The sequence below is a fragment of the Speluncibacter jeojiensis genome (genome assembly GCF_029589495.1).
GTDB classification, from domain to species: domain Bacteria; phylum Actinomycetota; class Actinomycetes; order Mycobacteriales; family Mycobacteriaceae; genus Speluncibacter; species Speluncibacter jeojiensis.
On sequence record NZ_JAAIVF010000001.1, the window covers coordinates 1,451,780 to 1,465,114 of the forward strand.

Annotated in this window: 14 protein-coding genes; 8 read left to right on the forward strand and 6 right to left on the reverse strand. The window is 69.8% G+C overall.

Going from position 1 to position 13,335, the window contains the following annotated elements:
• Window positions 1-134 precede the first annotated feature (134 nt).
• Window positions 135-1,019 (forward strand): aldo/keto reductase, encoded by an 885-nt coding sequence (locus tag G4X40_RS06455; RefSeq protein ID WP_277830962.1) that lies wholly within the window; start codon window positions 135-137, stop codon window positions 1,017-1,019.
• Between the two features lie 102 nt (window positions 1,020-1,121).
• On the opposite strand, the gene G4X40_RS06460 is transcribed toward G4X40_RS06455, so the two are convergent.
• Both G4X40_RS06460 and G4X40_RS06465 read right to left on the reverse strand, forming a co-directional pair.
• On the reverse strand, window positions 1,122-1,493 hold the full coding sequence (locus G4X40_RS06460) for a nuclear transport factor 2 family protein (protein WP_277830963.1): 372 nt from the start codon (window positions 1,491-1,493) through the stop codon (window positions 1,122-1,124).
• Between the two features lie 54 nt (window positions 1,494-1,547).
• Entirely contained in the window at window positions 1,548-1,955 is a 408-nt protein-coding gene (locus G4X40_RS06465) for an SgcJ/EcaC family oxidoreductase (RefSeq protein WP_277831315.1), read from the reverse strand.
• Window positions 1,956-2,058: 103 nt separating this feature from the next.
• Between G4X40_RS06465 and G4X40_RS06470 the strand changes: the two genes are divergently transcribed.
• From G4X40_RS06470 to G4X40_RS06490, 5 genes are all read left to right on the forward strand, one after another.
• Window positions 2,059-2,712 (forward strand): TetR/AcrR family transcriptional regulator, encoded by a 654-nt coding sequence (locus G4X40_RS06470; RefSeq protein WP_277830964.1) that lies wholly within the window; start codon window positions 2,059-2,061, stop codon window positions 2,710-2,712.
• 5 nt (window positions 2,713-2,717) lie between these two features.
• Window positions 2,718-3,635, forward strand: coding sequence for an ABC transporter ATP-binding protein (locus G4X40_RS06475; protein WP_277830965.1), 918 nt, complete (start codon window positions 2,718-2,720; stop codon window positions 3,633-3,635).
• Complete coding sequence (locus tag G4X40_RS06480; protein WP_277830966.1) at window positions 3,632-5,257, forward strand: ABC transporter permease; 1,626 nt, start codon at window positions 3,632-3,634, stop codon at window positions 5,255-5,257. The genes G4X40_RS06475 and G4X40_RS06480 overlap by 4 nt, the downstream gene beginning before the upstream one ends.
• A 111-nt stretch (window positions 5,258-5,368) precedes the next feature.
• Window positions 5,369-6,766: an FAD-binding oxidoreductase gene (locus G4X40_RS06485; RefSeq protein ID WP_277830967.1), complete on the forward strand. Its 1,398-nt coding sequence runs from the start codon at window positions 5,369-5,371 to the stop codon at window positions 6,764-6,766.
• A gap of 11 nt (window positions 6,767-6,777) precedes the next feature.
• Window positions 6,778-8,334, forward strand: a complete 1,557-nt coding sequence (locus tag G4X40_RS06490; RefSeq protein ID WP_277830968.1) for an acetolactate synthase large subunit — start codon at window positions 6,778-6,780, stop codon at window positions 8,332-8,334.
• 22 nt (window positions 8,335-8,356) lie between these two features.
• Here the strand turns inward: G4X40_RS06490 and G4X40_RS06495 are convergent, their stop codons facing one another.
• On the reverse strand, window positions 8,357-10,057 hold the full coding sequence (locus tag G4X40_RS06495) for a flavin monoamine oxidase family protein (protein WP_408642121.1): 1,701 nt from the start codon (window positions 10,055-10,057) through the stop codon (window positions 8,357-8,359).
• The gene (locus tag G4X40_RS06500) at window positions 10,054-10,863 is read right to left on the reverse strand and encodes a nitrilase-related carbon-nitrogen hydrolase (RefSeq protein WP_277830969.1); all 810 of its coding nucleotides are present in this window, start codon (window positions 10,861-10,863) and stop codon (window positions 10,054-10,056) included. Before G4X40_RS06500 ends, G4X40_RS06495 begins: the two co-directional genes overlap by 4 nt.
• A gap of 152 nt (window positions 10,864-11,015) precedes the next feature.
• On the opposite strand from G4X40_RS06500, the gene G4X40_RS06505 reads away from it, so the two are divergent.
• Window positions 11,016-11,240, forward strand: coding sequence for a helix-turn-helix transcriptional regulator (locus G4X40_RS06505; RefSeq protein WP_277830971.1), 225 nt, complete (start codon window positions 11,016-11,018; stop codon window positions 11,238-11,240).
• Complete coding sequence (locus tag G4X40_RS06510) at window positions 11,228-11,725, forward strand: hypothetical protein (RefSeq protein ID WP_277830973.1); 498 nt, start codon at window positions 11,228-11,230, stop codon at window positions 11,723-11,725. The genes G4X40_RS06505 and G4X40_RS06510 overlap by 13 nt, the downstream gene beginning before the upstream one ends.
• Window positions 11,726-11,764: 39 nt before the next feature.
• On the opposite strand, the gene G4X40_RS06515 is transcribed toward G4X40_RS06510, so the two are convergent.
• Entirely contained in the window at window positions 11,765-12,529 is a 765-nt protein-coding gene (locus G4X40_RS06515) for an SDR family NAD(P)-dependent oxidoreductase (protein WP_277830974.1), read from the reverse strand.
• On the reverse strand, window positions 12,526-13,314 hold the full coding sequence (locus G4X40_RS06520; protein ID WP_277830975.1) for an SDR family NAD(P)-dependent oxidoreductase: 789 nt from the start codon (window positions 13,312-13,314) through the stop codon (window positions 12,526-12,528). The genes G4X40_RS06515 and G4X40_RS06520 overlap by 4 nt, the downstream gene beginning before the upstream one ends.
• Window positions 13,315-13,335 lie beyond the last annotated feature (21 nt).

The window sequence follows — 13,335 nt, forward strand, 5'->3', positions numbered from 1 at the left end:
CGGCCGCCGCGCCCCGGCGGGATTCCCGCGTTCCATCCGCACGTAGGCAACGCGATGTCTTCGTGGCAGGCACTGTGGGTACCCCGATCAGCGGACACTCCCACGAGCGCCCCTGGGGGCATAGCGTCGAGGCCATGACCACCCCGCAGATCACCTTGAACAACGGAATCACCATGCCTGCCCTGGGGTTCGGGGTCTATCAGACACCACCGGAGCAGACGTTCGATGCGGTGACGACCGCCTTGGACACCGGGTACCGGCACATCGACACCGCCGCGGTCTACCTCAACGAGCGTGGTGTCGGCGAGGCGATCGAACGCTCAGGAGTCGACCGGTCGGACGTCTTCGTCGAAACCAAGGTCTGGGTCACCGACTACGGCTACGACTCGACGCTGCACGCCTTCGACAAGAGCGCCCGCAAACTCGGGATCGACCAGATCGATCTGCTGATCCTGCACCAGGCGTTGCCGGGCGAGTTCGACCTCACCATCGAGGCCTACCGGGCGCTCGAGCAACTACTCGCCGACGGCAAGGTACGAGCCATAGGCGTCAGCAACTTCATGCCCGAGCATCTGACCCGCCTGGTCGCCGCCACCTCGATCGTGCCGGCGGTCAACCAGATCGAGGTCCACCCCTACTTCCGACAGACCGAACTGCTCGCCGTCGACGCCGAGCACGGGATCATCTCGCAGGCGTGGTCACCGATCGGCGGCATCACGTTCTACCGTGACGGCTCACACGGGTCGACCCTCGAGGACCCCGCCATCAACGCGATCGCCCAGGCTCACGACAAGAGCGCGGCCCAGGTGATGCTGCGATGGCACCTGCAGCAGGGACGCCAAGTCATCCCGAAGTCAGTGACACCGTCGCGGATCGCCGAGAACTTCGACGTCTTCGACTTCACCCTCACCAGCGACGAACTCGCCGCCATCGACGCCCTCGACACCGGTGTCCGCGGAGGCCCCGAACCCGAAGTCATCACTCGCGAAACCTTCGGCGTCGCCATCCCCGAAGCCTGACGGAGAACACACCGCTCCGTCGTTCCACTGGTCAGCAACTGAACAGCGGCTGCCGGGCCCTCGCCCACAGGTGAACGAGGACCCCGGCCACCGCAAACCCTGCTAGCCGATCACCATGTCGTCCTGGCCCCAGTAGGCCTTCATGCTGGTGATCCTGCCGTCCTCGTCGAACTCCATGACGTCGATGGGCGCCAGCGTGAACTTCTGGTCGCCGGCCTTGGTCACCAGCGAGAACTGGAACGCCGCGCTGTTGCCCGCGATCCGCACGGTCAGCAACTCCGCCTCCTGTTCGAGCGGCTCGATGATCGCGTAGAAGCCGCGGATGGCCTCCTTGCCGCGGTGCGGCTCGCTGCCGACCGGGTCCTCGACGACGGCGCCGTCGGCGTACAGCGCCAGGACATCGTCGGCGGTGCCGGTCGCGACCGACGCGACATAGGAGTTGACGACCTCGCGGATCTTCTCGGCTGACGCCATGGCTGTGCCCCTCACGTAGTTAGAACATGTTCCAGTTCGGAGGGTAGCGGGCGGTTACAGCGTGCGGTAGTCCTCCGGCGCCCAGAACGCGCGCATCTGCACGATCTTGGCGTCCTCGTCGAAGACCATCACGTCGATCGGCTCGATCTCGATGGTCTTGTCCGGCAACGTCGTGGTGATGCGGAAGTGGAAGGCCGCGCTGTCGCCGGCGATGCGGCAGGCCAGCAGTTCGCTGCGGTTGGCGTACCCGGCGCTACGCGCGTAAAAGGCGGCGATCTCGTCACGACCGACCCGCACCCGCGAGCCGACCGGGTCCTCGACGGTCGCATCGTCGGCGTACAACGCGAGGATCGCGTCCGGGTCGGCGGCTCCGACCGCATCGACGTAGGCCTGCACGGTCTTGCGGATGGCGTCTGCTGCGGCCACTGAGTCCTCCAGGGTCTTCGGTGTTCGGGGGTTCATCCGTTTATATCCCGCGCCGCACATCGCGAGCGTGCCGTGCCACTCGCTCACCGGGACCACGGATCCCTTGCGCAACGTCGAACACCTGCTTAATCTGTTAAACATGTGTTCAGCCCTCGCGGACCCACGGGTTCCCGACCGAGACCTGGCCACCCACGCGCGCATCCGCGACGCCGCGATCAGGGTTTTCGGAGAGCGGGGCTTCGCGGCCGGCGTCCGCACGATCGCCGCCGCGGCGCACGTCTCGCCGGGGCTGGTCAACCACCACTTCGGGTCCAAGGACGGACTGCGCGCCGCCTGCGACGCACAGATCCGCGAGCTCATCACGACTGTCAAGCGCGAGGCCCTCGACAGCCCGGGGCCGGCCGGCATGCTCGCGGCGCTGGCCGAGGTCGAGGACTACGCCCCGATCGCCGCCTATGTCGTGCGCAGCTTCCAGTCGGGCGGCGAGTTCGCCCGGGCGCTGTTCGAGCAGATGGTCGCCGACGCGGACCGCCTGCTTGCCGAAGGGGTCGCCGCGGGCCGGTTCACGCCCAGCCGCGACCCCGCGGCACGGGCACGCTACCTCACCCAGGCAAGCGTCGGATCGATGCTGATCGGCATGCAGATGAACACGAAACCCGATGCGCCACCAGACTTTCGCCGCGCCATCCGCGACCTCGCCACGGCGACCACACTGCCCGCCCTCGAGCTGTACACCGAGGGACTGTTCACCGACCGATCGGTACTCGACGCGTTTCTCGACTCCCAGGAGTAAGCACCATGACGACGATCATCGACGCCCGCGCGGTGGAGAAGACCTTCGGGCGCACCCGGGCGCTGGACGGCCTGGACCTCCAGGTCACCGAGGGCGAGGCGCACGGGTTCCTCGGCCCCAACGGCGCCGGCAAGTCCACCACCATCCGCATCCTGCTCGGCGCGCTGCGCCACACCGGCGGCCGGGTGACGCTGTTCGGCCGCGACCCCTGGGCCGACGCGGTCGACCTGCACCGTCACATCGCGTACGTGCCCGGTGACGTCACCCTGTGGCCGTCGCTGACCGGCGGCGAGACCATCGACCTGATCGGCTCGATGCGCGGCACCCTCGACCGCGGGCGCCGCGACGAGCTGATCGAGCGGTTCGACCTCGACCCGCGCAAGAAGGCCCGCACCTACTCGAAGGGCAACCGGCAGAAGGTCGCACTGATCTCGGCGCTGGCCTCGAACGCCGGCCTGTTGCTGCTCGACGAGCCCACCTCCGGTCTGGATCCGTTGATGGAACAGGTCTTTCGCGAATGCGTCGGTGAGGCCCGCATGAACGGCGCCACCGTGCTGCTGTCAAGCCACATCCTCTCCGAGGTCGAGCAGCTGTGCGAGCGGGTGACGATCATCCGCGCCGGCAAGACCGTCGAGACCGGCTCTCTCGCCTCGATGCAGCACCTCAGCCGCAGCCTGATCACCGCCGAACTGGTCGACACGGGAACCGATTTCACGACCATTTCCGGTGTGGAGGACGTGCGGGTCGACGGCAACACGCTGACCTGCCAGGCAGGCAACGCGAGCCTGACCGCCGTCCTGCGCGCGCTCGGTGAGGCCGGGGTGCGCAGCGTGACCTGCCGTCCGCCGACCCTCGAGGAGCTGTTCCTGCGACACTACGAGGGCGCCGACGACGCCCCGGCAGAAGCGGGCGTGCGGTCATGACCACCACGACTGTCGCGCAGCGTGTTTCGACGGCGTCAGGAAACAACTCGTCGACGCTGACCGGCACCGGGCTGCTGCTGCGGCTGTATCTGCGCCGCGACCAGCGGATCCTGCCGGTGTGGGTGTTCTACCTCGGCATCATCCCGGTCTTCTACTCGGTCGCCTTCGGGCACCTCTACCCGACCGAGCAGGATCGGCAGAAGTTCGCCGCAGCCTCCTCCGGATTCGCGTCGCTGGAGGGCCCGCTGTTCGGCACCAGCCTGGGCGCGGTGACGGTGTGGTGGAGCGGCATCGTCTACCCGCTGATCGCGCTCGCGGCGGTCCTCACCGTCGTCCGGCACACCCGCGCCGAGGAGGAGTCCGGCCGGTTCGAACTGGTGGGCGCGACGGCCATCGGCCGCTGCGCGCCGTTGACCGCGGCGCTTGCGCTCGCGGTCGGCGGAGTCGCGGTGTCCGCGACCATCACCGCGGTCGGCCTGATCGCGATCGGCCGGCCTGTCACCGGTTCGATTGCGTTCGGGCTGGCGATCTTCAGCGCCGGGACGGTGTTCGCCGCGGTCGCCGCCGTCGCCGCGCAGTTGTCGCGGAGCGCGCGGCCGGCCCGCGGGATCGCGCTGGGCGCGCTCGGGGTCGCGTACGGGCTGCGGGCGGTCGGCGACTCCGGATCCGGTGTGCTGTCCTGGTTCTCGCCGCTGGGCTGGTCACAGCAGTTGCGACCGTTCGCCCAGGAGCGGTGGTGGGTGCTGGTGCTGCCGGCGGCCGCGACCACCGCGCTGCTGGTGGTCGCCTATGCGCTGGTGCGCCGCCGGGACCTGGACGCGGGCCTGATCGCCGAGCGCCCCGGCCCCGCGACCGCGGGCCGCCGGTTCACCGGCCCGACCGCGCTGGCGTGGCGACAGCACCGCGCGGCGATGCTCGCCTGGTCGGTCGGGCTGGGGCTGTTCGGACTGTTGATCGGCAACACCGCACACGCGGTCACCACGCAGTTCGGCACCAACGAGACGGTCAACGAGATGATCCGCCGCGGCGGCGGCGGCGCGGCACTCGACCAGGCGTACATCGCCGTCAGCCTCGGGGAGTTCGCGCTCTTCGCCACCGCCTACGCCATTTCCGCGGTGCTGCAGTTGCACAGCGAGGAGGAAGCCACCCGCGCCGAGACGTTGTTGTCCACGGCGACCGGACGCACCCGGTGGGCGGGCGGGCACGTGCTGTTCGCACTGCTCGGCCCCGCCGTGGCGATGGCCGTCTGCGGAGCGCTCACCGGCCTCGCGTACGGGCTCGCGATCGGCGACGTCGCGGAGGGTCTGCGCGAGTCCCTTGGAGGCGCGCTGGTCCAGGTGCCGGCGATCTGGGTGATCACCGCAGCGGCGATGCTGCTGTTCGGAGCCGTGCCGCGGTTCGCGACGGCCGCCTGGGTCGTGCTCGGCTTCGTCGTCACCCTGTTCATCGCGGGATTCTTCGTCGGCCTCCCGCAGTCGCTGCTCGACCTCAACCCGTTCGCGCACCTGCCCAAACTGCCGGGCGGGCAGTTCGAGCTCGCACCGATCGTCTGGCTGCTGGTGGTGGCCGCGGCGCTCCTCGGCGGCGGACTGGTCGCATTCCGGCGCCGCGATCTGCGGTGATCCATCGGGGTGTTGACCGCCGGGCGCGGCCGATGCATCCTTGCACTCGATACATTCATGTATTGAAATGGTCCGAGGTCGAACCGTACGACGAGCATGCGAGGTGAGGGCGTGTCCGCAACCGCCGAGAGCGGCGACGACCAGATCGTCGCCGACCTGTCCGCCGTCGTCGGCGCCGACCACCTGCTCACCGGCGACCGCATCGGCCCCGACTACCGCCACGACGAGGGGCTGACCGGCGAACCGGTCGTCCCGCGGTTCGTCGCCCAGCCGCGGACCCCCGAGCAGGTCGCCGCACTGCTCTCCGCCGCGACCGATGCCGGGCTGCCGGTCACCGCGCGGGGCTCGGGCACCGGACTGTCCGGCGCGGCGCGACCCTGCCCGGACGGCCTGCTGATCTCGTTCGAGCGGATGAACGCCGTCCTCGAGGTCGACCCCGACAACCAGGTCGCGGTGGTCCAGCCCGGAGTCACACTGGCCCAGCTCGACGAGGCGACCGCCGCAACAGACTTGGCGTACACGGTGTTTCCCGGCGAACTGAGTGCCAGCCTCGGTGGCACGGTCGGCACCAACGCCGGCGGCATGCGCGCGGTCAAGTACGGCGTCACCCGCAACAACGTGCTGGGCCTGCAGGCGGCACTGCCGAACGGGCAACTGATCCGCACCGGCGGCAAGGTCTCGAAGCTGTCCACCGGCTATGACCTGACCCAGCTGATCATCGGATCGGAGGGCACGCTCGCGCTGGCCACCGAGATCACCGTGCGGCTGCATCCCCGGCTCGCCTACGCGGCCACATTGCTGGTGCCGTTCCCGGACCTGGACGCGGTGATGCGCGCGGTCCCGGCGGTCGTGCGCAGCGGTGTCGATCCGAACATCCTCGAATACATCGACGCGCTGACCCTGGCCGCCCTGACGTATTCGGAGGGGCTGAGCCTGGGCATCGACGAGACGATCCGCGAACGCGCGCAGGCGTATCTGGTCGTCGGCGTCGAGAGCCGTGACCGCGATCGTCTCGACGGCGACGTCACGCTGCTCGCGGAACTGCTCGACGGCCTCGGGTCCCTGGACCTGTATGTCCTCGAAGGCAATTCGGCGCGATCCCTGATCGCGGCACGGGAGAAGGCGTTCTGGTCGGCGAAGGCCGCGAACGCCGACGACGTCATCGACACGGTGGTCCCGCGCGCGCAGATGCCGGAGTTCTTCACCCGCACACGCGAACTGGCGCAGTCGGTCGGCGCCGGGGTGGTCGGCTGCGGCCACGCCGGTGACGGCAATGTCCACCTGGCGGTGTTCTGCCCGGACGACGACACCCGGCACCGGTTGCTCCACGACATCTTCGCGTCCGCGATGGATCTGGGCGGGGCGATCTCCGGCGAGCACGGCATCGGCCGCGCGAAGATGCGCCACTTCCTCGACCTCGAAGACCCGGCGAAGATCGAGCTGATGCGGCAGATCAAGCGCTCCTTCGACCCGGCCGGGATCCTGGGTCCCGGCGTGCTCATCGGCTGAAAGGCAGATCCATGACGAATGGTGCACAGGCACTGATCACCACCCTGGCGGACAGCGGGGTCGACGTGTGCTTCGGCAATCCCGGCACCTCGGAGATGCACTTCGTCGCCGCACTGGACGCCGTCCCCGAGATGCGCGGGGTGCTGTGCCTGTTCGAGGGCGTGGTCACCGGCGCCGCCGACGGCTACGCGCGGATGGCCGGCCGCCCGGCCGCGACCCTGCTGCACCTCGGCCCCGGCATGGGCAACGGTCTGGCCAACCTGCACAACGCCCGCCGCGCGCACACGCCGGTCGTCACCGTCATCGGCGACCACGCGACCTACCACCAGAAGTACGACGCGCCACTGCAATCGGAGATCGAACCGCTCGCCGAGTGGACGCACGGCTGGGTGCGCCGGTCCGCGTCGGTCGCCGATGTGGGCCGGGACGCGGCCGACGCGGTCGCGGCCGCCTGCGCCACCCCGGGGCAGATCGCGACGCTGATCCTGCCCGCGGACATCTCGTGGGACGAGGGTGGCGAGCCCGCCGGAGCGGTCGCACCGGCCCCGGCCGCCGCAGCGGACGCCGCGGTGGTCGCGGATATCGCCGAGGTGCTGCGCAGCGGTGAGTCGGCGGTGCTGCTCATCGGCGGCGCCGCCACGGGAATCGAGGGACTGTCGGCGGCGGACCGGATCGCGGCCGCTACCGGCGCACGGTCGATGGTCGAGACGTTCCCGGCCCGGCTCACCCGCGGCGCAGGGGTGCCGAACCTGGAACGCCTCGGCTACCTCGCCGAGCAAGCGACCTACCAGCTGCAGGGCACCAAGCACCTGATCCTCGCCGGAACCCAGGCGCCGGTGTCGTTCTTCGCGTACCCCGGCAAGCCCAGCGACCTGGTGCCCGAGGGCACGACCGTACACACCCTCGCCGGGCTCGGCGACGACGTCTGCGCCGCCCTCGGCAGGCTCGCCGACCTGGTCGCCCACGACACCGAACCGCGACCGCAGGCGGCGGCAGCGCCGGCGCTGCCGACCGGTCCGCTGACCCCGCAGAACTGGGTCGAGGTGATCGGTGCGCTGCTGCCGGAGAACGCGATCATCTCCGACGAGTCGAACACCTCGGGACTGCTGCTGCCGATGGCGACCGCGGGATCGCCGCGGCATGACGTGCTCACGCTCACCGGCGGAGCGATCGGGCAGGGCCTGCCGGTCGCGGTCGGCGCGGCGATCGCCCGGCCCGACCGTCCGGTGATCGCGCTGCAGGCCGACGGCAGTGCGGCCTACACGATTTCGGCGCTGTGGACGATGGCCCGCGAGAACCTGGACATCACCACGGTGATCCTGAACAACAACGCCTACGCGATCCTGCGCATGGAGTTGCAGCGCGTCGGCGCCGCCACCGACGGGCCGAAGGCGAGGAATCTGCTCGACCTGTCCCGGCCCGACATGGACTTCGCGAAGATCGCCGAGGGCTTCGGGGTGCCGGCGGCCCGCGCGACGACCGCCGAGGAGCTGGCCGACCAGTTCCGACGCGCGCTCGCCGAGCCGGGACCGCACCTGATCGACGCGCAGGTACCTCCGCTGTTCTGACGTCGCGGACCCGTACCGGCCCTCAGCGCCGGTCCAGGTCCAGTGGCTGCAGCCGGTCGAACCGGTCGCCGGGACCGGGGTTCGCGGGGTCGCTGCGGCCGCCGAGCAGCCGCTGCACACCCCAGACCGCGTTGAGCGCAGTGGTGACCGCGCCCTCGGCGTAGCCGGGGGTGAACGAGATGTCGTCGCCGGCCAGGAAGATCCCGCGGTGGCGCGGCTCCATGTCGGCCTGCATGAAGTGCGTGAACAGCCGACGTTGGTAGCGGTAGTGGCCGGGCAGGTTGTTGCGGAACGCGCCCATGAAGTTCGGGTCGTACTCCCACGACACGGTGATCGGCTCGCCGCGGATGTGCGAGGCGATGTCGACGCCCGGATAGATCTTGCCGAGCGAGTGCAGCATCAGCCGCACCCGCTCGTGCGCGGAGAGCGAGAGCCATTTGAGCGCGTCGTCGTTCCAGGTGTAGCTCAGGCAGATCGAGGCGGGGCGGTCCGGTCCGTCGTCGAACAGGTAGGTCCCGCGGGTGAGCCGGTCGGTCAGCGTCATCGACATCAGGTGCTCGCCGCTGACCGGGTCGACGTCGCGCCAGAACGGACGGTCGACCATCACGAACGTCTTCGACGACTGGTTGTAGTGACTGCGCTCGATCGCCATCCACAGTTGGTGACTGAACAGCTCTTCCGCGCAGTCGATCTGGGCAGAAAGCAGCCACGTCTGACAGGTCACGATCGCGGCGGGGTAGGCGCGTTCCTGCCCGACCCGGTCCCGGATGACGACCGTCCCGCCCTCGCCGCGGCGGATCGCCGTCACGCCGGGTCGCGGCACCGCCCCGTGCAGTGTGGACAGCGAGGTCCCCTTCGGCCAGTGCACGAGCCGCTCCGGTGCACGTCCCCAGATGCCCTCGGGCAGTGCGATCGCCCCGGGAAGGATCCGCCGCTGCCGGGCGTCGGCCGCCGTGCACACCACCCTCAGCACCTCGAGGATCGAACTGGGGAAGTCGGTGTCCCACCCGCCGGTGCCGAATCCGACCTGACCGAAGATCTCGCGGTACCGGTAGGGGACCTTCGCGAACGCCGCCGAGCCGGAGATGAAACCGTAGAACGACTCGTCGTCCAGCTTGGGCACCAACGTGTTCCACAACCGCTTGATCTCGTCGAGGTCTCGGTGCACGATGGCGTGCTGGATGTGTGAGAACAGCGCCTCGTCGTCGAGGCAGCGGCGCCACGCGCGGTCGACGTTGCGGAACAGCGGCGGCAGGTCGGCCAGCGTCCGGGCGTAGTGCCGGTCGCCGGCGAGTTCGATGACCGTGCTGGGCGTGTCCTCGTCGAGCGGATTCGGGAACGGCTCCGTGGCGAGCCCCAACAGGTCGACGTAGTGATAGAAGGCCCTGGCGGACACCGGGAATCGCATGGCACCGAGGTCGACCACCGGAGTGTCGGGTCCGGCGAACCGCAGGCTGCGCATGCGCCCGCCGATCCGGTCGGCCTCGTACACCACCGGCCGCAGCCCCAGCCGCATGAGTTCGTGCGCGGCAACCATGCCCGCCAGCCCGCCGCCGACCACCGCGACCTCGGTGCCGTGCCGGTCGGCGGGGACCGATCCGAGCCCGGCGGGATGCGCCAGGAACTCCCCGTACGGGAACGGGAAGTCGGGCACCAGCATGGTCAGGCGCTTGCCCGCGCGCCGTTCCTCGGTGGTGGGCCCGCCCTGGACCGGGGTGGTCACCCTGCACCGCCCGGTTCGATGAGCGACTCGTGCAGGTACGGGTTCGCCGCGCGTGATGCGGTGAGCAGGTCCTCGCGCACGTCGGCGACGACCAGTTGCCGGGCCTGCCCCTCGGCATTGGCCGCCAGGCCACACGCGCCCGCGAGCACGCTGCGGCCGATGAACCGGGGACCGCAGTGGTTGGTGTACGCGATGACCACCTGGTTCTCGATGGCGCGGGCCGGCACCAGGATCCTCGGGACGTCCTCGGTGACCACCAGATCCTCGGCCGGTTCGATCGCGGTGGGCACCAGGATCAGGTCGGCGCCGCGCAACGCGAGCTCCCGTGCGCAGTCGCCGAACTCGATCTCGTAACAGATGGCCAGACCGACCCGGAACCCGTTGACCGTCACCAGGCCCGAGCGGCGGTCGCCGGGGGAGAAGTACTCCTTCTCGCGGCCGTACAGTCGCGTCTTGCGGTGGTGCAGCAGCTGCCGCCCGTGGGCGTCGAACAGCGTCGCGGTGATGTACACCCGACCGTCATCGCCCAGCTCGGGCGTCGAGACGACCACCGCCACACCATGATCCGCGGCCAGTTCGGCGACCCGGGCACGCATGACGTCACCCTCCGGGGCCAGACGTGCAGCGACCTCGGGATCGTAGCCGGTGATCAACAGTTCCGGCGAGACGACGAGTTCCGCGCCCAGCTCGCGCGCCTCCCGCATCGCCGACGACAACGTGTGGACGTTGAGTTCGTACTCGTCGACGACCCCGGTGATCTGAGCGAGCGCAACGCGCAGGCGCGACGGTTCACTGATGGCGATCACCCCCGGCGCTGTCTCGCGAGTGTTGTCGACACCGATGCTAATTGCGCGAACCCGTCCTTGGCTCGGCAAGCCGGGTAACGATCCCGACACCGGTGCCGTCGAATGTCAATAACTCTTGACTTTCCATGTCAATGATCCTTAACATTTCGGCCATGCAGGACTCATCCGCCGTGGTCCCCGTGCGCGGGCGGCGTCGAGAATGCCGGCTGACGCAGGCGGAACTCGCCGCGGCCGCGGGGGTCAGCAGGCAGACGATCATCGCCATCGAGCGCGGCGACTACGCACCCAGCGTGTATCTCGCCATCCGGATCGCCCGCGCGATGGACACCACCGTGGAAGCCATCTTCGTTCCCGAGGAGGAGACATGCCCCGAATGACCCGGCTCGAAGACACCTTTCTCGCACCGGATGATCCGGGCTGGGGCGACGAGCGGGCGCGCGACGAGTTCTACCGCGGCTCGACCATGGCACTGAACTGGATGATCTACGGCGCGTACGTCATCGCGATCGTGGCCGCGGCGGTCGGCAACCTGCTCACGTCGTTCCTGGTCTTCCTGCTGCCGACGCTGGCCACGATGACACTGTGCGCGTACTGCACTCGTCGCGGGATCGACGTGCGTGCGGTCTCGCGGCAGTTCGCCCCGTGGCGGCGCCGGCTCGCCTATGCGACCGTCGGCCCGCTGGTGGCCGTGTGGCTGGCGCTGTTCCTGTGGCAGACGCAGCGCGATTCGGGCGGGTTCGACGTCGCAACCCTGGCGGGTGCGGTGGTCGGTGCGGCCGTCGGGGGCGGGGCCGCCTACGCCGCCGCACGGATCGTGCGGCGGCGGTCGGCGGTCGCGTTGGACGGAGACGACGGCGAATGAGCCGGTCTGCCCACCGGAACCCGCTGTCGCGCCGCCGGTTCAGCTGAAGTTGGCCTGCCCGCCGTCGAGCGGGATGGTCGCCCCGGTCAGATAGCCGAAGTCCGGCCCGCACAGCGCCGCGACCGCTGTGCCGATGTCCTGTCGGCAGCTGCCGATCCGGCGCAGCGGAATCGTCTGGAAGAAGGCCTCGGCCTCCTCCGGGTTCTGCTCGATCCAGCCCTTGAGCCCCGGCGAATCGGCGTGCGGCGCGATGACGAGCGCTCGGATGCCGTCGATGCCCCACTCCGCGGCGGCCGCTCGAGTCAGCGAGACGATCGCCTGCTTCACCGCGGCGTAGCCGCCGTATCCCGCCATGTCCCACCGTCGGGTGGCGGAGCTGGTGAGGTTCACGATGACGCCGTCGCCGCCCCGCTTGAGGTGCGGGTGGCAGGCCTTCATGAACCGGAGCGTCGCCAGCGGACCCGATTCGAACCCGGCCGTGAAGGCGTCGTCCTCGAGCGCGAGCAGCGGACCCTGCGGGACCTCCTGTGCATTGTTGACCAGGATGTCGACGCGACCGAAGGCGGCGACGACCGCGTCGACCGTCGCGGTGACGGCGTCGGGGTCCTTCACGTCGCAGGCGAAGGCGGCCGCGCTGCCACCGGCGTCGGCGATGGCCTTCGCGGCGGATTCGAGCTTGCTCGCGGTCCGGCCGATCAGCGCGATGCGGGCCCCACGCTCGGCGAGCGCCGACGCGATCCCGAAGCCCACACCCTGTCCGCCGCCGGTGACGACGGCGACCTTGCCGTCCAGTGCGGTGTTCATGCGTGCACCCCCACCGGTGCGCCGGGCAGCCCCGGGTAGTACGCGCCGGCGGACCAGCCCCCGTCGACCGCGATCTCGGCCCCAGACAGGTAGCTGGCCTCGTCGCTCGCCACGAACAGCGTGACCTGCGCGATCTCCTCGGGTTCGCCGATCCGCTGCAACGGCACTCCGACGTAGTTCTTCTGCAGCGCCGCACCGGTCTGACCGGTCGGATTGCCGAGCGTGGTGTCGACCCCGCCCGGGTGCACGGAGCACACCCTGATGCCCGACGGACCGAGCTCGAAGGCCAGCGACTTGGTCAGCCCGCGCAGCGCCCACTTGCTGGCTGTGTAGGCGGACAGCCCGTTGACCCCGCGCAGGCCGTCCAGCGAGGAGATGTTGACGATGACGCCCTTACCGGCCTGCTTCATCGACGGCACAACGGTTTTCGCGCCGAGCATCGGTCCGAGCACGTTGATGTCCAGCAGACGCTCGGTGTCGGGGATCGACAGCTCCTCGATGGCGCCCCAGTGCATCACGCCGGCGTTGTTGACGAGGATGTCGATGCCACCGAAGCGGTCCTGCGCCGCGGATGCGGCCGTCGCCCAGTCTGATTCGTCACGCACGTCGAGACGGGTGAACACCGCCGCGTCCCCGATCTCCGCGGCCACCGCCTCGCCGCGGTCGACGAGAACATCACCGAGGACCACCTTTGCCCCCTCCGCCGCGAACAGTCGCGCCGTCGCGGCGCCCATACCCTGTGCCGCCCCGGTGATGATGGCCACCTTGCCGTCCAGCCGTCCCATTGCCCGTTCCTTCCGCACCCG